The sequence below is a fragment of the Bacillus sp. RC251 genome (genome assembly GCF_044908765.1).
GTDB lineage: Bacteria > Bacillota > Bacilli > Bacillales > Bacillaceae_G > Bacillus_A > Bacillus_A wiedmannii.
This window is the reverse complement of sequence record NZ_JBIYDP010000002.1, coordinates 387,952-407,877: the sequence shown is the minus strand read 5'-3', so window position 1 is coordinate 407,877 and position 19,926 is coordinate 387,952. Positions and strand designations below refer to the sequence as shown.

Here is a 19,926-nt window from a genome sequence, read left to right as displayed (position 1 = left end):
TCCTTTAAGACATAAAAATGTTAAAAGTATATCTTATTAATCCAATAACGTATGCACCAACGACCCCAAAAACGATAACACTTCCCGCTAGCTTAAACATATTTGTAGCAACCCCAAGCACAATTCCTTCACTCTTATGTTCTAGCGCAGCGCTCGCCATAGAATTTGCAAATCCCGTAACAGGTACGGCCGATCCCGCTCCAGCAAATTGACCGATTTTATCATATACACCACAACCTGTTAAAATCGCCGATAATAATACAAGCGTTGCAACTGTCGGATTTCCTGCCTCTTGTTCACTGAAATGAAAATAATGTATATAAAATTTCATCAATACTTCTCCGACAGTACAAATGAATCCACCTACAAGAAATGCCTTGACACAATTTAGGAAATAGTTTGGTTTTGGATGGTACTCCTTCACTTTATTTATGTAATCATCCTTTAGTTTTCGCCCTGTCATTTATATACTGCCTCCTACTTTACGAAATAAATCCAGTGAAACAATGAGCCTATTACTTTGCCAAGTACAAGAGCAACGAGTAAAACAACGATTTTCCCTTCTATCCCTACTCGTTTCGCTAAAATAGGTAAAACATTTAACACTTCTGTTAATGCGGCTGCAAGCATTCCAATGAATGTGCCACAAAATATTCCTAATATAACAAGCCAATATTGCGACGTTTGAAATGTAATGTTTTTCAAACTACACCAAGCTCCTGTTAACGTACCTGCAATAACTGCCCACTCAAAATATTGAATGTGCTTTCCACTTCTCGTTAATTGAGCTAGACGGGGGATTATACCAAGTACAGCTAAAAATGCGACATATCCGCTACCCACTGCAATTCCTCCCGCTAAACCAATTAAAATAACAAGCCCAGACTCAATCATCGGCAAGTTGTTTCATATTGTCCTTGTTTTCATGAACAATTACATATTGGTCAAGTGACTGCTGATATTGGAACATCTCCACTTCTAACGGACTCGGCTCTTCATTAATTCGCTTTTGAAATACATGATTAAAAAATAAGACCATACCTAACCCAAGACCTACTGAATAAGGAATTTGAAATAGCAGTGGCTGCGCCTTAAATTCTCCCGTAATCATGTAATATAACCGCTGGTGCACTTGTTGCATGCTTACATCTTCATGGAAATAAATGATCGCAAGAGCAGCTCCAATAAAAAGTAACAACCATACAAGTCCGAAGAAAACCGGATGTACTTTCTTTTTTTCATATATAATTTCAACAAGAGTTTGTCCAGAACCGAGTAAATTAATTTGTATATGAGCCGCTTTTCGCCTAATAATCTCAATAATTTTCATAACATCAATTACAACATGCGTCTTATCATGCGCTGTTATTTTGTAAACTACCTCATCCTGTAACGACTCAACTACCACAGTATCTCCGGCAAGTTGAGCGACATCACGTAGTTTCACTTCATACGTAGGAGAAACTTTTAATCGATTACGCATTTTAATATAAATTGTTTGTTCCAATTTCTATTCACCTCTTCACTCTTCCTCGTAGTTGTAGTATGGTTATTGATTTTTTTTCTAATACAATTTTTTCATAAAAAAACATCTGTACCGTTTCGGTACAGATGTTTTTTAGTTTATGCCTTTTTCTTAAATAAATTTGCAATACTTAATGCGAGTCCTCCCCAAATGACTACCATACCAATCACCATCATCATAATCGCTGATCCGCTCATTATGAAACACCCCGATCTTTCCATTCTTTTTCAAGCTTAGCAGAATCTGAATGTATTTGTGCATTCCATTTCTTTATACTAATGATTAATGCAACGATAAGGAAAGCTGCTGCAATTGACCAACCATATGTTACGACAAACTCCGTTGGATAATCTCCGTAGTTCTTTTTAATATTTTGGATTGTGCCATCAATTAACATGTACCCTAACATAAGCGGGGTAATAACGAGTAAACTTACTCTCCAAAACGTCCCTAACTTAATATCAGATACGAAGTTTGCATGATTTTGGTAAACTGGTAAACGGCGTAGAATGAGCCCTATCGTAACCACTTCCGCTAATGCAATTGAAATTAATCCGAAGTTATTAGCGAAATAATCAACAACATCTAGGAACATAAGCCCGCCACGTGTTGCAAAAACAAGAGAAACTAGTACGAGAAGCGTCCCCATAATTCCAATTGTTTTTTGGCGACTTAAGCTGAATTTTTCAGATACGGCAGCAAAACATACTTCCGCAAGTGAAATGAGGGATGTAATTCCAGCAACCGTTAATGATAAGAAAAATAATACGCCAAATAACGGTGACATCGGTAACTCATTAATGATTTGCGGGAATACTACGAACGCAAGTCCTACACCAGCACTTGCTACTTTATCAACTGGTACTCCCATATTATTTGCCATAAATCCAAGAGCTGCAAAAACCCCAATCCCAGCTAACAATTCAAATCCTGAGTTTGCAAAGCCAGTAATAAAGGCATTATTTGTTGTATCTGAGTTTTTCGGTAAATAACTAGAATACGTAATCATAATTCCAAATGCTAAAGATAAGCTAAAGAAAATTTGACCATAAGCAGCAAGCCATACTTTCCCATCAAAAATACGACTCCAATCTGGTTTGAAGAATGCATCCAACCCTTGCATTGCACCTTCCATCGTCACTGCACGAACTACGATAATAAGGAACATAACAACTAATAAAGGGATGAAAATACGATTAACAACTTCAATTCCTTTTTTAACTCCTTTAAATGCTACACCGAGCACGATAATCCAAACGAGAGCTAATGGAATTAATACTTCCGGTACGAGCCCTCCAAACTGTCCAGGCTTATCTGCAACATGCAAATACTCTTTAAATAAAAATGATTGCGTGTCTTTCCCCCATGCTCCAGTAATTGCAAAGTACGTATAGGAAATAGACCAAGCAATAATTACTGCATAATATGTTGAAACGATAAACGTTACACACATTTGCCACCATCCGATAAATTCAGCACGCGGACTAATACGGAAGAATGTAAGTGGCGCTGAACCACGATGACGATGCCCAAGAGCAAATTCAAACGCCAATAATGAAATACCAGTCGTTAATAATGCGAATAAGTACGGTAAAAAGAATGCGCCTCCCCCATTTTCATACGCTGTATAAGGAAAACGCCATATGTTTCCTAATCCAACGGCAGAGCCGACCGCTGCGAAAATGAATCCGGCCCTCGTTCCCCATTGTTGCCTCGTTTCCATACTTCCTTCCCCCTTTGTGACAAGTTCATACTTGGATTATATTTTAAATTTACTAAATTATCAATAAATTCTGTTAATTTTTACGAAAGTTTACAATCCCTACTAAATTAAAGTCATAAAAAAATCGAATAGATAGCTACTCATCTATTCGATCTTTCATCTGTTTTAATATTTTCTTTTCAAGTCTTGAAACTTGTACTTGCGAAATACCTATGCGCTCCGCTACTTCTGATTGGGTTTGGTCTTTATAGTAGCGTAAATATACAATTAAACGTTCTCGATCATCTAATTCTCTAATTGCTTCTTTTAAAGCAATTTTATCAAACCATTTCGTTTCAGATTGATCAGCAATTTGATCTAAAATAGTGATTGGATCTCCATCGTTTTCATACACCGTTTCATGTATGGATGAAGGAGCACGACTCGCTTCTTGCGCCAGAACCACTTCTTCTGGCGTTAGTTCTAACGCTTCGGCTACTTCGTTAATCGTTGGTGCCCTTCCGAATTCTTTCGAAAGCTCGTCTCTCATCTTTCGAATTTTATTTCCTGTTTCTTTTAAAGATCTACTTACTTTCACTGATCCATCATCACGTAAAAATCGTTGTATTTCTCCAATAATCATTGGAACTGCATATGTTGAAAATTTCACGTCGAAAGATAAATCAAATTTATCTACCGATTTTAAGAGCCCAATACATCCAATTTGAAATAAATCGTCTGGTTCGTATCCTCGATTAAGAAAACGCTGCACAACCGACCATACGAGACGCATATTACTTTGAACGATTGTATCTCTCGCTTGTTGATCTCCATCTTGACTTTGTTGAATTAACGCTTTTAGCTCGTGGTCCTTTAACTGAGGTTTCTTCTTCTCATTTTTGACCTCTATGTCCATAGGCTATTCTCCTTAATTGCATAGAGCGTTACTATTTGATAAGTATTTTGTCAAATGGATTGTTGTCCCGAAAGATTCGTTTGAAATAACTTCTACTTCATCCATAAAATTTTCCATGATAGTAAATCCCATTCCGGAACGCTCTAATTCAGGTTTAGTTGTAAAAAGGGGTTGTCTTGCTTCATCTAAATCAAAGATGCCAATCCCTTCATCTCGAATCGTGAGTTTCACCATTGCTTCTTCCAAAATTACAGAAATATAAACAACACCTTCTGCATTTCCATCGTATCCATGAATAATTGCATTCGTAACTGCTTCTGACACAACTGTTTTAATCTCCGTAAGTTCTTCCATCGTTGGATCTAGTTGCGCAATGAAAGCAGCTACTGTAACGCGAGCGAATGATTCATTTTGACTTAATGCTGAAAATTGAAGGTTCATTTCATTTCTCATTTATGCCACCCCCAACGTCGCGAGCGCATGCGCTTCACTTTCTTCTAAGCGAACAATTTTAAATAAGCCCGACATTTCAAATAAACGCTTAACAGGCGGTGAAATTGCACAAACAACCATTTCTCCACCTAATCCCTTTACATGCTTATATCGGCCTAATATAACACCTAAACCAGAACTATCCATAAACGATAAGTTCTCTAGGCTCAAAACAATATGATGAACACCATGTGTCTCAATCATATCTGTTACTTTCGTTCGCAACTCTTCAGCAGTATGATGATCTAATTCACCCGCTAGTCTCACACATAGGACGTCACGCTTTACTTCTAATTGCATGGAAAGACTCACACGATTTCCTCCTTATGCTCAAACTTTACTCATTTACATACATAAAGATTTTCGTGATACAACATAAGAATCCTTCCTGCTGACAAAAGAAGAACTATTTCGCCATAAAGTGAAAACATTCGGCAATTATTTACTTTCATACGAATAGAAAAGCGGCAAAATGTTTGCCGCTATTTTGATGTTGAAAACATCCCAAAACTTCTTTTAAATAACTCCCACCAGCTCGCTGCAGCAACATCTTCTTTTGCTACAATTGTTTGTTTTAATAAAACATCTTTATCTTTTTTAATAACAAGTGTACCAAGCGCGTCACCTTTTTTAATCGGCGCTTTCACTTTCTTTTCAGCAATTACTTCTTGCTTTACTTTGTCCATATTTTCGCCCTTCTTCATAAGAAGAGACACATTGTCTGACGCAACTAAATCTACTTTTTCTTTTTTCCCTTTTCCTACTTGTACAGTCTTAATTTTTTCGCCACGTGTATACAATTTCTTTGTCATATATTGTCCAAATGCATAGTCAAGAAGCTTTGTTACTTGATTATTCCGTTCTTTCGATGTAGGTGCTCCCATAACAACTGAAATAACACGCATGCCATTTTTTTCAGCCGATGCTGTTAAACAATATTTTGCTTCTGTCGTAAAGCCCGTTTTCACACCATCTACTCCAGGATAAAAACGTACTAACTTATTCGTATTCACGAGCCAAAACTTCTTATCCGTATCTTCTCGTAAATAGTCTTCGTATTTACCTGTATATTTGCGAATAAGTGGGTACTTCATCAATTCTTTTGCCATTATAGCCATATCATTTGCTGTGGAATAATGGTCTTTAGCCGGAAGACCTGTTGGATTTTGAAAATGAGTATTTTTCAGTCCTAAATCTTTCGCTTTTTTGTTCATCATATTTACAAAACCTTCTTCTGAACCCGCGATATGCTCCGCTACTGCAACAGACGCATCATTTCCAGATGCAATAGCAATACCTTTTAGCATTTCATTTACAGTCATCTCTTCTCCAGGCTCTAAAAAGATTTGTGATCCACCCATTGAAGCTGCATGCTCACTTGCTCTAACTTTATCGGTCAGTTTTAGTTTTCCTTTTTCAACTTGTTCCATAATTAATAGCATTGTCATAATCTTCGTCATACTAGCAGGTGGTAACTTCTCATTTGGATTTTTATCAAACAAAACTTTACCTGTATCTTGTTCAATTACAATTGCTGATGACGCTTGTTCCGCTAACTTCGGCGTTGTTTCTTCTGTTTTTTCCTGCTTCGTCTTCTCAGATTGTGCGAAACTAACTGAAGTACCAGAAAGCAATAACATGAAACAAACAAGTATTCCAAAAACTCGCTTCATGACTAACCCTCCATTCTATATCAAACCTATTTTTTCCAATTTATTATTTTTTAATACCATATTTTTCTAATATTTTCAGTTGACAAATATATTCATCACCTATATTGTATTAAGTGTATTACATATAGTAGTACACTTAATACAAGTCAGAAAGGAGACATTGCTCTTGCATATTCAACTTGATCCAAGAAGCAACACTCCGATATGGGAACAAATCGTTCAAAATATAAAAGAACTCGTATTGAAGAACATGTTAGCTCCAAGTGACAAACTACCTTCTGTACGCGAACTCGCTTCTTTACTCGTTATAAATCCAAATACAGTGAGTAAAGCGTACCAAGAGTTAGAACGACAAGGGATTATTGAAACATTACGAGGAAAAGGAACATTTGTATCTCAATCGATTACCCCAACATTAGACGAAAGGAAAATCGCTATGGTTGAAAAGCAATTTCATCAATTACTATTAGAAGCCTCTTATCTTGGTGTTACGAAAGATAAAATTCATGATTGGATAGATTCATACTATAAAGAGATTGGAGGAAATGCGGATGCTGAAAGTGACAAACTTGAAGAAAACAATTGATAATCAAACGATTTTAGATGATGTTTCTTTCACATTACAAAGAGGAAGTATCATCGGATTACTCGGAAGAAACGGTGCGGGGAAAACAACTTTATTACGAACGATGGTCGGCATTTTAGACCCTGATGCAGGGACTGTTACATATGAAGAGACAAACATTCATCAGTGTCCTGAAATAAAGCAAAAAATCGTATATGTTCCGGATTCTACTAACATATTGAACGGATATACGGTAAAAGAAATTGTAAAGTTTTATAAAGAAGTTTATACCGCATTTGATGAAGCATATTTCTATGAACTGTTAGAACGTTTTAACTTACCTAACAAACGAATTCGTAGCTATTCAAAAGGAATGAAAGCACTGCTTGCCATCATTTTAGCCGTTTCTACAAAAGCAGAATATATCATTTTGGATGAACCGACAAACGGACTTGATCCTATCGTGAAAAGGCAAATTTTACAGTTTCTCGTTGGAGAAGTTGCAGAAAAAGAGATTACCATTTTCATCTCAACTCACCATTTAGATGAAGTGGAACAAATTGCAGATACAATCATTATATTAAAAGGCCATACTATCTCGTCTATTACATCACTAGACGATGCCAAATCACGATTTGCAAAAATACAAGTAGCTTACGAACGTTCATTACCTCAAAAACTAGAAAACTTAAGCAATATTAAAATATTAAATCAAACAGGAAAAGTATATACAATCTTAATTGAGGGAAATGTGGCTACAACACTGGAGAAGTTTTATAAAGAACAACCTATACTCATTGAAGAATTAACAATGTCACTTGAAGATGTCTTCGTTACGACACTGGAGGAGGATGGGTATGTTTCATAAGGCGTTGTGGATGTGGAATTGGAAACGCGGGAAATATGCTGTGTTACTATTCTTCTTTAGTTCGCTTTACTTATTATCTTTCAGCTACTATAGAATTGCGCAGAAAGAACTTGATGCGTATTACGAATTACAAGAAAAAGGGAAGCAGTATTATTATTTTTATGCCTTTTCTTCGGGAGAAGGTAATAGTTTTTTGTTAACAGTTCTTATTATTGCTTTAGCCTGTTTATTGATAGGGTGGGAACGTAGCAACCAATCGAATACACTACTTATGACGATGCCGTTTAAAAGAAAAGATGTTTTCTTATCTAAATGGGCTTTTGGTTCATTTTGTATTTTGGGCTCGTTACTTATAAATTGGATCCTTATGTATGTTATTTATAGAACAACCATTCATTTTGATTATCAATCTTTTAGTCCATTTCATCGATACTTTCTTTATGCAATTGTTTCTTATGTTGCAGTATATACAGCTGCACTATGCATCGGTACTTTTACTGGAAGCATTGTTTCCCAGGTTGTTTTTTGTATTCCGTGGCTATTAATGGGACTTACATTTATTCCACTAGTATACACTTTTACGCTAAACCATTTAGAGGCTACCAATACTAAAAATAATAAATTAGATCAACAACTTTATGAAATCAATAAAAAAACAAATATAGTTGCACCAATATATAACTTCACGATTTATTACCATTATAATCCTGAATCACGTAAAAAAGAAAATGACTCAACTACTTTAAGAAATCCAGCATCTTATCACTATTATTCAGCTAAATCGATGTTAGTCCCTATTTTTTATACAATAGTTTACTTACTACTTGGAACATATTTATATAAACGATCGCCAAATGAAAACAGTCAAAAGATATTTATTTTCCAAAAGCATTTACGAATATGTATATGGGGGACAACCATTTACTTTGCATTACTAGGTGGCTATAAACTAAACCAATTTCATTTCTTACTTAACTACTATATCGCTTTGTTTTTCGCTGGAATTATTACTTATGTTGTATTATCACGCTTAACAAATTATAAAGTTTTTTAAAGGAGAGATCCTATGTTTCAAAAAGCACTGTGGCTAAGAACGTATCACCAAAGTAAATATGTTGTATGGTTATTTTGGCTTGCCAGTCTCTATACTTTGTCATATTACTACTATATGACTTCTATTCAACAGCAACAATTTCTAAATGACAACAAAAAGTGGAACTCTGTATATCATTACACCTTTAATTTAACACTTCTAGATTCTGTCATGCTGTTAGGTATTGTGCTTATCGTTCTAGCTTGTACGTTAATTGGATGGGAAAGACAAGATAACTCTAGCGACTTGCTATGGTCTATGCCCTTTAAACGTTCACACCTCTATATAACAAAGTGGTTGTTTGGAATCTGCAACATCACCGCTGTTGTCGTTTTAAACTGGGGGCTATTTGCTATTATGAAAAAGTTAACTTTTCATAATAAATATCAAGTATTCTCCCCCTTTCATAGTTATTTTATATACATGTTAATTGTATTAATTGCTATTTATACACTTGCCTTATGTATAGGAACAATCGCAGGGAATGTTATATCGCAAGGAGTTCTCACTGCCGCTCTATTCATGTTCCCATTATTACTTCCAACACTTATTTCAGGCGTCATTGCTGTTCACTCAAACACTGAATTTCATGAGAACAGTGGCCTTATATATAATGTGATGGAAAACATACGTATTTCTAGTGCAGCAGAAGATTTCAATATTCACTTTAATTATGATCCACAAAATGCTTATACCGATCGAAACGGAGTACGTCATAACGAACCAAACTTTACAAAGATTCCACCGGTAAAAACATTGATTGGACCTATCGTACATATCATTGTTTTATTACCACTCGGTATATATTTATATGCTCGTTCAGCCAATGAGCGAAACGGTAACTACTTATTATATCCAAAACTACAAAAAGTAGTATCGGCTTGTGCTATTTTCTTTGGTGGGATCGTTGGAGGCTTAATACTAAGTCGCGCGCAGTCATTGGGCAGCTTTTACATCGGATTTTTAGTTACTAGTTTAATTATGTATTTCTTCCTGCCAAAAATATTAAAATGGAAGTTTACTTGGAATATTAACTAAATTCAACATAATCACATGTTGGGCATTGGAGGAATAACATGTTTTATAAGGCTTTATGGTTACATCATTACAAGCAAAGTAAGTACATTCTTTTACTCTTTGCTTGTAGTAGTTTTTGGTTTTTACCTATTAGCTATTTTAATGATTTACAGATTCAACTAACAAGTCTTTCAGCAAACCAAGATAACTATTTCAGCTATAGTTTAAATGGGGATACTCTTATCATCCCCTTCATTCCAACTTTCATATTACTCGCTTGTTCATTAATAAGTTGGGAAAAACGAAATCAAACAGATCATCTGTTATTCGCAATGCCATTCACGAGAAAAGAACTTTTTCTTTCTAAATGGGTGTTCGGGACAATTGTAATTATATTCATAATGAGCCTTAATATCATCTTAATGTATTTTATCCTAACAGTTAATCTGTTTAACCAATATCAATCCTTCTGGCCAATACTTACATTATTATGTTATGTTACCATTACATGGATTGCGATTTTTACAATAGCAATTTTTATAGGAACAATTGCTGGTAATGTCATTTCACATAGTATATTAAGCTTAGTTTTTATTATATTACCATCTGGACTAAGCATGTTGCTGTTTCATTTCACTTGGATTCACACAAATATATCTACAACTGAATTTTTCCTTAAGAAAGCGAATTACACATCATATGTAGAGAACATTGAAGTTTTTGCACCTACTAATAATACTTATATATCTTATACATTTAATCCAAAAGTAAAAGAAGTAAACATTAACAATCTAAAAGAATCCGTTACGGTGCAACACCAATTCCAGCCCATCCGGAAACTTATCACTCCGATTCTATATATTCTTTTTCTTTTACCATTAGGAGTATTTTTCTATAATCGGACAAAAAATGAAAATAACGGTAAACTATTATTATTCACTAAACTACAACGTCTATTTATACCGTGTGTCACGATATGTTTCGCACTATTAGGAGGCTGGTTAACAGGTGAAAAAAATGATCCAATATTAAGTTATTACGCTGGATTCATAATAATAGGAGTATTTAGCTATGTAGTACTTAACTATTTCATAAATAAAAAATTTTTACTTCGCACGAAATAACCTCCTTCAAAAGGAGGTTATTTCACATTCTCTCTTCTTTTCCCATACTCTTTTTCTTGCTTCATTCCAAACCCGTCACCATTTGCGACGATTTGATCTGTTGGAGCAACTATGCTTTCAGCAATTCTCCATTCTCCTCCTTGTTGAATAAACACTTGCATAAAATAATTCATGCCATTTAACTGATACGGATTTTCTTTTTTCACTTCATAACGCGCTGCAACATAATACACTTGCACATTCTCAGATTCAAACTTAGAAATATATTGCGATAATCTCGGGATATACTGCGATGCTTTCTGAAGTGGAAGTTGTTTTACTTTTATAAGAGAAGACTTTGTTACATTACTTATCGTATCTTCATGCCGAATATTATCACTATGATGAAATAAAATAGCATTCTGCATAGAGCGAATCCATAGTTTTGAATATAAAACAGGTTGCTTATTTGAAATATGTTGTAATTCTTTCTGAACGACTTGAAGAGGCGTTGCAGCGTCCACGAATTGATGAAAGCAGAAAAAACTTCCAATCATAATGAAAAGCGTACAAATACGTTTCATAATTTTTCACTCCGATTCTTTTTAATTAAAGTATTGGAGTTTCAAAATGTTTTTATTCAAAAGAAAAAGGATAGGAAAGCTTTCGCTTCCTATCCTCATTTATTATAATACGCGGCCAAATAGCTCTAAAACCATTTCGATTTCTTGGTCGCTCCAACCTTTAAATTTCTCTTTATAATATTCTTTACGCACAGCTTCAAGTTTTTCAGTTACTTCTCTTCCGTGTTCTGTAATTTCTAGGTACACGATACGACGGTCTGAATTTGAACGCTTTCTTTCTACAAACCCTTTTCGTACGAGACGATCAGTAACAGCTGTAATATGACTAGAGGTTACGTTTACTTCACTCGCAATTTGCGAAGCCATCTGTGGACTGTTTAAAAATAACGCGCGTAATACAGAAAATTCATTGTATGGCATATGTTCTGCAAAACGTGTATTAATATCATTTTGTAATAAACGTATCATCTTTCGAAATGATCCGGATAACTCTAAAATCAGTGTTTCTCTTTTTTCGTTCACTAGCCTCGTCCCTTTTTTATCATATTTACACATATTATAATCTATAAATACCCTCGTTGTATATGCTTTCTTCCTTTAACATTCTCATTTATGTAACTTTTTCATACAAATTTCTTTTTTGTTCACACATATACATATAAATAAGGATGGTGATGGAAGATGCAAGGTGGAATGAATCCTTATTTACACAACATACGTACAGCTAATACTGGTAAAGAAGCTACCATTACGGTGCAAGGTGAAGGCGTTGTAAAAGCAAAACCAAATGTTGTTATATTAACACTTGGCATTCGAACTGATAGTAAAAATGTGAAACAAGCGCAAGAAGAAAATGCAGTGCAATCAAAACAATTGCTGGATGCACTTAAACAGCTTGGTATTTCTGATAAAAACATAGAAACGATTTCTTATACAATCACTCCCCAATACGAATATATAAATGATAAAGCATTACTACAAGGATATCGTGTGGAACATTTGTATGAAATTACCGTTTTAAATGTACAAAAAGCAGGGGAAGTATATGATATAGCCGTTTCAAATGGAGCAAACGTAGCAAAAGGATTACGTTTTCGAATATCTCACCCAAATAAATATTATGAGCAAGCTCTCATTCAAGCTCTGCAACAAGCGGTAGAAAAAGCTCGTGCTATTGCGAGTACATACAATTTAAACATTAATCCTGTTCCACTCTCATTCGTTGAAGAATCTGCTCAATTACCACGGGAAGTTGCGTCCTATGCTACTTTACATGCACAAGCAGCTCCTCCCATTCAATCGGGAGAATTAGAAATCATTTCTACAATAAGGGCGATTTTTACGTATTTATAAATAATTTCATTTATAAGTAAACGTTATCATTTTCCTTGTTGTAAAAACATGATGTTCTGATATAATAAAGGACGGTGAGCTCTTACAAAAGAGATATCACGGGTGGGAGAGGGATATGAAAAAGAAGGTTTAACATGAAAGGAATACTTGAAAGAACATTTAAATTAGGTTTACACGAAACATCACCAAAACAAGAGGTTTTAGCTGGGGTTACGTCATTTTTCACAATCGTATATATTATGATTGTAAATGCATCCATTTTATCCGATGCTGGCATTCCTCTTGAAGCTGGAATTTTAGCAACTGTTTTCAGTTCATTTGTCGGATGTCTGGTCATGGCATTTTGGGCAAATGCACCTGCTATTCTTGTCCCTGGTATGGGCGTAAATGCATTCTTCACGTACACTGCTGTGCATACGCTCGGATTAGCTTGGCAGGAAGCATTAGCAGCTGTCTTCATCTCTGGTATTATTTTTGCAATTGCTGCGTTTACACCAATCGCTCGCGTGCTTTCAGTATCGATTCCAAAGTCATTAAAGGAAGCTATTACTGTCGGCATCGGATTATTTTTAGCATTTATCGGATTGCAAAAAGGTGGTTTAGTCGTTTCGAATCCAAATACTGCTGTTGCAATGGGTAAATTAAGTAACCCTGTCGTTCTTGCGACACTACTTACTCTTATCGTTGCACTTGTACTATTTATTCGTAACGTACGTGGAAGCTTTTTATGGACGATTGCAATAGGAACTGGTATTGCATGGCTATTTGGTCTTGTTGATACAAGTCAAATCGGGAATAGTTCATTCTCATTCGCTAATTACGGCGATGTGTTTGGAGCTATGTCATTTGGCAAACTTTCTTCCTTACCGTTTTGGATTGCAACATTCTCCTTAAGCATGGTGCTTATTTTTGAGAACATGGGACTTCTGCACGGTTTATTAGAAGATGACCGTAAATTCCCACGTGCTTACCAAGCCAATGCAATTTCAGCAATGACATGTGGTCTATTTGGCACAAGCCCTACCGTATCAACAGTAGAGAGTGCTGCAGGTATTACTGCAGGCGGAAAGACAGGTCTGACGTCTATCGTTACAGGGTTGCTATTCTTCGCATCACTGTTTGCACTTCCGTTTGTGAAACTAATTCCTGATAGTGCCATTGCACCAATCTTAATTATTATTGGCGGCCTGATGATTACAAGCATTCAACAAATTCCTCTGAACGATTTTTCAGAAGGATTTCCAGCGTTCTTAATTATCGTCATGATCCCGCTCACATATAGTATCGCTGATGGCATTGCGTTCGGATTTATTGCTTATCCTATCTTAAAAATTGCTCTTGGAAAGCGTAAAGAAGTCGCACCGTCTATGTATATCGTTACATGCTTATTCTTAGCCATGTTTGTATTACATGCTATTGGTTAAGTAAAAACACCGAGGAATTTTCCTCGGTGTTTTTTTACTTAAACCACCCTTTTTTATAAAACCAAGCCATCATCCCACCGCCAATTAGCGCCATTAGAAGTAGACAAATAAAATAACTATATTGTCCACCAAGCTCTGGCATATGCGTAAAGTTCATTCCGTATACTCCCGCAATAAATGTTAATGGCATGAAAATAGTCGAGAATACAGTTAATGTTTTCATAATGTTATTCATATGATGTGAGTTTAATGAAAAATAGCTATCCCGAATATCTGCCGTTAACTCGCGGCTTGCCTCAATCATTTCTGTTAGTTTAAGCAAATGGTCATGTATATCTTTAAAGTAAATCTCATGATCACTTATACCGTAAAAACGAGTCGAATTTAAAATACGATACAATAAATCACGCATCGGAATGATTGTGCGCCTTAGCTTCGATAAATCTGCACGTATATCAAATACTTCTTCTAATACACTTCCTGCTGTCTCACCCGTTAAATTATCATCAATTGCATTTAAATGATCCTCAATGTAATATACAGGCGCAAAATAGTCATCTACAATTTGGTCGATAATTGTATGCGCTACGTGTAAAGGACTATTTTTAATACGCTTCTTTTCTCCAAGTGTTTTCCATACTCTTTCGATTGCATTGTTATGAGAAAAGTGGAAAGAAACAATAAAACGATCACTAATAAATAAATCGATCTCGTGCGGTTCTAATCCATCCTCACCAAATGCATGAAGAACTAAAAAGTTATATCCATCATAAAAATCAACTTTTGGCCTCTGTACATATTCTATACAGTCTTCAATTGCAAGGGGATGGAACTTAAAATGATCTTGCAAAATGTATGTATACTCTTCTTTCGTTGGCTTATATAAATCTAGCCAATACCATACAATATGGTCTTTCGTTGTTTCTTCTAGCGAAACATCATATAATACTTCATCTGTTTTTGTTATTGCACAAATTCTAATCATAATTTCACCCATTATTATTATAAACAAAAAATAGCAAAAAAAGCCAAGGAGAAATACTCCTTGGCCCTTTTTTATTATTCAGTAACGATGCCGTGCACTAACGTTGGTGCATCTACATGTTCGTTAGCAATCTTCATGTTCTCATAAATTTTTGCTTTTACATCTTCCACATTTTCACGGTTTGCGTAAATTGTAACAAGGGATTCACCTTTTTTCACGCTGTCCCCTACTTTTTTGCGAAGCATTAAGCCAACTGCTAAATCAATTTCAGATTCCTTCGTCGCACGTCCTGCTCCTAAAAGCATTGCTGCTGTTCCGATTTCATCTGCAACGATTTCTGATACATAACCATCTTCCTTCGCTTCTACTTCAATTTTAAACTGTGCTTGTGGTAATTTAGAAGGATCATCAACAACAGAAGCATCGCCGCCTTGCGCTGATAAGAACGTTTTAAATGATTCTAGCGCTTTACCGTTGTTCATTACTTCAATTAATTTCTCACGTGCATCTTCTAAAGATGAAGCTTGTCCAGCAAGGTATACCATTTGACTTCCAAGTGTTAAACATAACTCTTCTAAATCTTTCGGCCCCTTACCTTGTAATGTATCAATTGCTTCTTGTACTTCAAGTGCGTTACCAATCGCCTCACCAAGTGGTTGACTCATATCAGAAATAACAGCCATCGTATTACGACCAACGTTATTACCAATGCGCACCATTGCTTCTGCTAAACGTTTTGCATCTTCATCTGTTTTCATAAATGCACCTGCTCCAGTTTTTACATCAAGAACAATTGCATCTGCACCAGCAGCAATTTTTTTACTCATAATCGAACTTGCAATAAGCGGAATTGAGTTTACTGTTGCCGTTACATCACGAAGTGCATATAACTTTTTATCCGCAGGTGTTAAGTTTCCACTTTGACCAATAACTGCGATTTTGTTTTCATTTACAAGTCGCATGAATTCATCATTTTCGATTTCAACATGGAATCCTGGAACTGCTTCTAATTTATCAATTGTACCACCAGTATGTCCTAACCCACGTCCAGACATTTTTGCAACCGGTACACCTAAAGCGGCTACTAATGGACCTAACACAAGTGTTGTTGTATCACCAACACCACCTGTTGAGTGCTTATCTACTTTTACCCCTTCAATAGCTGATAAGTCGATTGTATCACCGCTATTTACCATTGCCATAGTTAAATCAGCACGTTCTTGATCGTTCATATCTTGGAAGAAAATTGCCATTGCAAGTGAACTTACTTGGTAATCAGGAATATCACCATTCGTATATCCTTCAACAATAAAGTTAATTTCTTCTGTCGTTAATGCATGTCCGTCACGTTTTTTTGCAATTAGGTCCACCATTCTCATTGTGAGGTCACCCCTTCATTTGTTTTACGATTGCTTTTACTAATGCTAAGAAGTTAGCTTTAACACGTTCTGTCGTTTCGATTACTTCATCGTGATGAAGTGGCTGATCTAAAATACCAGCTGCCATATTTGAAATACAAGAAATACCAAGTACTTTCATACCAGCATGACGCGCTACAATTACTTCAGGTACTGTTGACATACCAACTGCATCTCCGCCAAGTGTACGAAGCATACGAATTTCAGCAGGTGTTTCATATACAGGACCTGTCATTCCAACGTATACACCTTCTTGTACTTTAATATTTAAGTCCGCTGCAACTTGTTTCGCCATTTCACGAAGTTCTGTCGTATATGATGTAGACATATCAGGGAAACGTACGCCCATTTCAGAATCATTCGGTCCGATTAATGGATTTGTACCCATGAAGTTAATGTGATCTGAAATTAACATAAGATCGCCTGGCTCAAATGATGTATTTACACCACCAGCTGCATTTGTTACAACAACTGTTTCTACACCTAGTTCTTTCATAACACGAACTGGGAATGTTACTTTTTGCATGTCGTATCCTTCATAGAAGTGGAAACGTCCTTGCATTGCTACTACTGTTACACCTTGAAGTGTACCGAATACGAGTTGACCTGCATGACCTTCTACAGTTGATACTGGGAATTCAGGGATTTCACTGTAAGGTACTGTTACTGCGTTCTCGATTTCATCTGCTAATACACCTAGTCCAGATCCAAGGATTAGTCCTACTTGTGGCGTTTCTTGAAATTTCTCTTTTAAGTATGAAGCTGATTTTGTAATAAGTTCACGATTCATTTGTTTATCCCCCTATTTCTTTAGCTCGTTTAAGAAGCTTGTTCCGTGTTCTGGCATTTTCACGCCGAAGTTTTCTGCTACCGTTGCACCAATATCAGCAAATGTTTGGCGAATTGATAATTCTTGTCCGCCATCTTTCATGCTTGGGCTATATGCTAATAACGGTACATATTCACGTGTATGATCAGTACCGTGGTGAACTGGATCATTACCGTGGTCTGCTGTAATTAATAATAAATCATCTTCTTTTAGTTTTTCGAATACTTCTGGAAGACGAGCATCATACTCTTGCAGAGCTTCTCCGTACCCTTGTGGATCACGGCGGTGTCCAAATAATGCATCAAAGTCAACTAAGTTCAAGAAGCTAAGACCTGTAAAGTCCATATTTAATGTATCTACAAGCTTATCCATTCCATCCATATTAGACTTCGTACGAAGTGACTCAGTTACACCTTCACCATCATATATGTCAGAGATTTTACCGATAGCAATAACATCGTAGTCACTATCTTTTAATTCATTCATTACCGTACGGCCGAATGGTTTTAATGCATAATCATGACGGTTTGGTGTACGTGTAAAGTTTCCAGGCTCACCAACGAATGGACGAGCGATAACGCGACCTACCATGTATTTCTCATCTAATGTTAATTCACGTGCAATTTTACAAATTTTATATAACTCATCAAGCGGCACTACTTCTTCGTGTGCTGCGATTTGTAATACGCTATCAGCAGAAGTGTAAACGATTAAAGATCCTGTTTCCATTTGCTCTTGACCAAGCTCATCAAGAATCTCAGTTCCAGAAGCTGGTTTATTACCGATGATTTTACGACCTGTTTTTTCTTCTAATTCATCAAGTAATTCTTTCGGGAAGCCTTCAGGGAAAACTTGGAATGGTGTATCAATGTAAAGACCCATAATTTCCCAGTGACCTGTCATTGTATCTTTACCAGTAGATTTCTCTTCCATTTTTGTATAATATCCAAGTGGTTTTTCTACTTTAGAGATACCTTTCATTTCACGAATGTTACCAAGACCTAATTTCACCATGTTAGGCATTTGTAACCCATTCATATGTTCAGCAATGTGACCAATTGTGTCAGATCCTAAATCACCAAATTGCTCAGCATCTGGTGCTTCACCGATTCCAACAGAATCCATTACGACTAGGAATATACGTTTATATTTATTCATAACTGCGACCTCCTATAAGTTCAGTTCTACTTCTTGTAGTATGTTCAAAACGCTATAAAGTGAAACTGTTCTCCATAAGAATTCTCTTTCGTTCTCATTGTCAAACAGTACTTCTTTAATTGATTCTCTAACCTATTTCGTTTACTTCGAAACGACTCAAAAACATTTCTAGTTTTTTCTAAGTCAGATGTCAGACATCTGATACAGATATCATAACATGTTTACGCTTTCTTTTTAATACATTTTCGTAGAATTTCTCATTTTCTTCACACTTCTATTGTAATCCATTATGCAAATAAGTGCTAATTATTTTATGATTTATTTCTTCATATAAAGTGAAACTTTGATTAGTAGGAGTTTAGTTCTTCTCCACTGATTATAAGCCCTCATCAATTGGACGTTTACGGAATAAAAATAAAAAGCAGCTCTAAAGAGCTGCTTTTTATTTTACTTCTACTGTTTCTTCTTTATGTTCATGTAGTTCGCCTTTTTTAACATGAACTTTCACTTTGTAAGAACCATTTTCTTTGAAAGTATGTTTCGTTTCATACTCTCCTTTATTTCCTTCTTTCGCTGGAATAAATTCGTGTTTTTCAACACCATCTTTCCAAATCTCAAGTTGTACTTCAGCACCAGTTAACGCTTCTTCTTTTTGTTTTAAATGAACTTTCATAGTCGATTCAGCATTTGCTTTTATATCACCAGCCATAAGATGGATCATTGTATCGCTTTTATGATCGCCATGCCCTGCACCGTGATCACTATTTTCTTTTTTCGCATCTTCTACTTTCGCATTTCCTACAGCCACTTTTACTTCTGGCATAACATGCATTTCACGTGCATTTGTGTGAGCGATAATATGGTATACTCCATCCGTCTCGAACGTTTTCTCTACTGCATAAACACCTTTTCCTTTATGCTTACCATCTAACATCTCGTGCTTTTCGTCGCCAGCTTTCCAAATTTCAAACTTTACATCTTCAGCATCTGTTACTTTTTCTTTTCCTTGTGTAACAAGTGCTTGTACTTCTGTTTTTTCACCAGGTTTAATTTCTTTCGGATTTGTTTGAACTGCTACTTTTACAGCTTCTAGTTTCTGTTCTTTTTTCGGTTCTTCTTTGTTTGTATTACAGCCAACCAATGCTAGCATCGCGATAAATAAAGTCATAATAAGTTTTTTCATCATCATTTCCTCCTTCATACCTTATTTAGTATAGAGGA

At 35.8% G+C, this 19,926-nt stretch carries 23 protein-coding genes; 7 read left to right on the top strand and 16 right to left on the bottom strand.

All coding sequences use genetic code 11. The features are described 5' to 3' along the window. Positions 1 to 4 precede the first annotated feature (4 nt). The 9 genes from spoVAC to dacF form a co-directional block, all read right to left on the bottom strand. Positions 5 to 463: a stage V sporulation protein AC gene (spoVAC, locus tag ABH961_RS12090; protein ID WP_000147730.1), complete on the bottom strand. Its 459-nt coding sequence runs from the start codon at positions 461 to 463 to the stop codon at positions 5 to 7. Positions 464 to 477: 14 nt separating this feature from the next. Beyond that, a complete protein-coding gene (gene spoVAB / locus ABH961_RS12085; protein ID WP_048546243.1) occupies positions 478 to 894 on the bottom strand; it encodes a stage V sporulation protein SpoVAB in 417 nt (138 codons plus the stop codon). Beyond that, positions 887 to 1,507: a stage V sporulation protein SpoVAA gene (spoVAA, locus tag ABH961_RS12080; protein ID WP_048546245.1), complete on the bottom strand. Its 621-nt coding sequence runs from the start codon at positions 1,505 to 1,507 to the stop codon at positions 887 to 889. The genes spoVAB and spoVAA overlap by 8 nt, the downstream gene beginning before the upstream one ends. 116 nt (positions 1,508 to 1,623) lie before the next feature. Then, positions 1,624 to 1,722 (bottom strand): methionine/alanine import family NSS transporter small subunit, encoded by a 99-nt coding sequence (locus ABH961_RS12075; RefSeq protein WP_000016829.1) that lies wholly within the window; start codon positions 1,720 to 1,722, stop codon positions 1,624 to 1,626. After that, entirely contained in the window at positions 1,722 to 3,248 is a 1,527-nt protein-coding gene (locus ABH961_RS12070; protein WP_000450092.1) for a sodium-dependent transporter, read from the bottom strand. The genes ABH961_RS12075 and ABH961_RS12070 overlap by 1 nt, the downstream gene beginning before the upstream one ends. Before the next feature lie 136 nt (positions 3,249 to 3,384). Next, entirely contained in the window at positions 3,385 to 4,143 is a 759-nt protein-coding gene (gene sigF / locus ABH961_RS12065) for an RNA polymerase sporulation sigma factor SigF (RefSeq protein ID WP_000350733.1), read from the bottom strand. Positions 4,144 to 4,155: 12 nt separating this feature from the next. After that, a complete protein-coding gene (gene spoIIAB, locus ABH961_RS12060) occupies positions 4,156 to 4,596 on the bottom strand; it encodes an anti-sigma F factor (RefSeq protein WP_048546248.1) in 441 nt (146 codons plus the stop codon). Continuing rightward, positions 4,597 to 4,947, bottom strand: a complete 351-nt coding sequence (gene spoIIAA, locus ABH961_RS12055) for an anti-sigma F factor antagonist (RefSeq protein WP_000059133.1) — start codon at positions 4,945 to 4,947, stop codon at positions 4,597 to 4,599. It lies immediately after the preceding gene. Between the two features lie 170 nt (positions 4,948 to 5,117). Then, positions 5,118 to 6,308 (bottom strand): serine-type D-Ala-D-Ala carboxypeptidase DacF, encoded by a 1,191-nt coding sequence (dacF, locus tag ABH961_RS12050; RefSeq protein ID WP_000831992.1) that lies wholly within the window; start codon positions 6,306 to 6,308, stop codon positions 5,118 to 5,120. Between the two features lie 166 nt (positions 6,309 to 6,474). On the opposite strand from dacF, the gene ABH961_RS12045 reads away from it, so the two are divergent. From ABH961_RS12045 to ABH961_RS12025, 5 genes are read left to right on the top strand one after another with little or no spacing between them, the layout of a single operon-like run. Beyond that, entirely contained in the window at positions 6,475 to 6,894 is a 420-nt protein-coding gene (locus tag ABH961_RS12045) for a GntR family transcriptional regulator (RefSeq protein ID WP_000548033.1), read from the top strand. Continuing rightward, entirely contained in the window at positions 6,860 to 7,741 is an 882-nt protein-coding gene (locus tag ABH961_RS12040) for an ABC transporter ATP-binding protein (protein ID WP_048546251.1), read from the top strand. Before ABH961_RS12045 ends, ABH961_RS12040 begins: the two co-directional genes overlap by 35 nt. Beyond that, a complete protein-coding gene (locus ABH961_RS12035) occupies positions 7,731 to 8,795 on the top strand; it encodes an ABC transporter permease (protein ID WP_048546256.1) in 1,065 nt (354 codons plus the stop codon). Before ABH961_RS12040 ends, ABH961_RS12035 begins: the two co-directional genes overlap by 11 nt. A gap of 12 nt (positions 8,796 to 8,807) precedes the next feature. Next, positions 8,808 to 9,872 (top strand): ABC transporter permease subunit, encoded by a 1,065-nt coding sequence (locus ABH961_RS12030; RefSeq protein WP_048546258.1) that lies wholly within the window; start codon positions 8,808 to 8,810, stop codon positions 9,870 to 9,872. 38 nt (positions 9,873 to 9,910) lie between these two features. Further along, positions 9,911 to 10,975, top strand: coding sequence for an ABC-2 transporter permease (locus ABH961_RS12025; protein WP_404519438.1), 1,065 nt, complete (start codon positions 9,911 to 9,913; stop codon positions 10,973 to 10,975). Between the two features lie 17 nt (positions 10,976 to 10,992). Here the strand turns inward: ABH961_RS12025 and ABH961_RS12020 are convergent, their stop codons facing one another. Then, positions 10,993 to 11,538, bottom strand: a complete 546-nt coding sequence (locus tag ABH961_RS12020; RefSeq protein ID WP_098076574.1) for a hypothetical protein — start codon at positions 11,536 to 11,538, stop codon at positions 10,993 to 10,995. A 102-nt stretch (positions 11,539 to 11,640) separates the two neighbouring features. Further along, on the bottom strand, positions 11,641 to 12,060 hold the full coding sequence (locus tag ABH961_RS12015; RefSeq protein WP_001003311.1) for a MarR family winged helix-turn-helix transcriptional regulator: 420 nt from the start codon (positions 12,058 to 12,060) through the stop codon (positions 11,641 to 11,643). Between the two features lie 159 nt (positions 12,061 to 12,219). Between ABH961_RS12015 and ABH961_RS12010 the strand changes: the two genes are divergently transcribed. Further along, the gene (locus ABH961_RS12010) at positions 12,220 to 12,891 is read left to right on the top strand and encodes an SIMPL domain-containing protein (protein WP_404519436.1); all 672 of its coding nucleotides are present in this window, start codon (positions 12,220 to 12,222) and stop codon (positions 12,889 to 12,891) included. Positions 12,892 to 13,025: 134 nt separating this feature from the next. Beyond that, entirely contained in the window at positions 13,026 to 14,315 is a 1,290-nt protein-coding gene (locus ABH961_RS12005; protein ID WP_404519434.1) for an NCS2 family permease, read from the top strand. A 34-nt stretch (positions 14,316 to 14,349) separates the two neighbouring features. Here the strand turns inward: ABH961_RS12005 and corA are convergent, their stop codons facing one another. From corA to ABH961_RS11980, 5 genes are all read right to left on the bottom strand, one after another. Further along, the gene (gene corA / locus ABH961_RS12000; RefSeq protein WP_002008459.1) at positions 14,350 to 15,312 is read right to left on the bottom strand and encodes a magnesium/cobalt transporter CorA; all 963 of its coding nucleotides are present in this window, start codon (positions 15,310 to 15,312) and stop codon (positions 14,350 to 14,352) included. Between the two features lie 62 nt (positions 15,313 to 15,374). Next, positions 15,375 to 16,679: a pyrimidine-nucleoside phosphorylase gene (locus ABH961_RS11995; RefSeq protein WP_001243077.1), complete on the bottom strand. Its 1,305-nt coding sequence runs from the start codon at positions 16,677 to 16,679 to the stop codon at positions 15,375 to 15,377. Positions 16,680 to 16,686: 7 nt separating this feature from the next. Continuing rightward, positions 16,687 to 17,508: a purine-nucleoside phosphorylase gene (locus tag ABH961_RS11990; RefSeq protein ID WP_001078444.1), complete on the bottom strand. Its 822-nt coding sequence runs from the start codon at positions 17,506 to 17,508 to the stop codon at positions 16,687 to 16,689. 12 nt (positions 17,509 to 17,520) lie between these two features. Further along, a complete protein-coding gene (deoB, locus tag ABH961_RS11985) occupies positions 17,521 to 18,705 on the bottom strand; it encodes a phosphopentomutase (RefSeq protein WP_048546267.1) in 1,185 nt (394 codons plus the stop codon). Positions 18,706 to 19,147: 442 nt separating this feature from the next. Further along, positions 19,148 to 19,891, bottom strand: a complete 744-nt coding sequence (locus ABH961_RS11980; protein WP_053078532.1) for a FixH family protein — start codon at positions 19,889 to 19,891, stop codon at positions 19,148 to 19,150. Between the last annotated feature and the right edge of the window lie 35 nt (positions 19,892 to 19,926).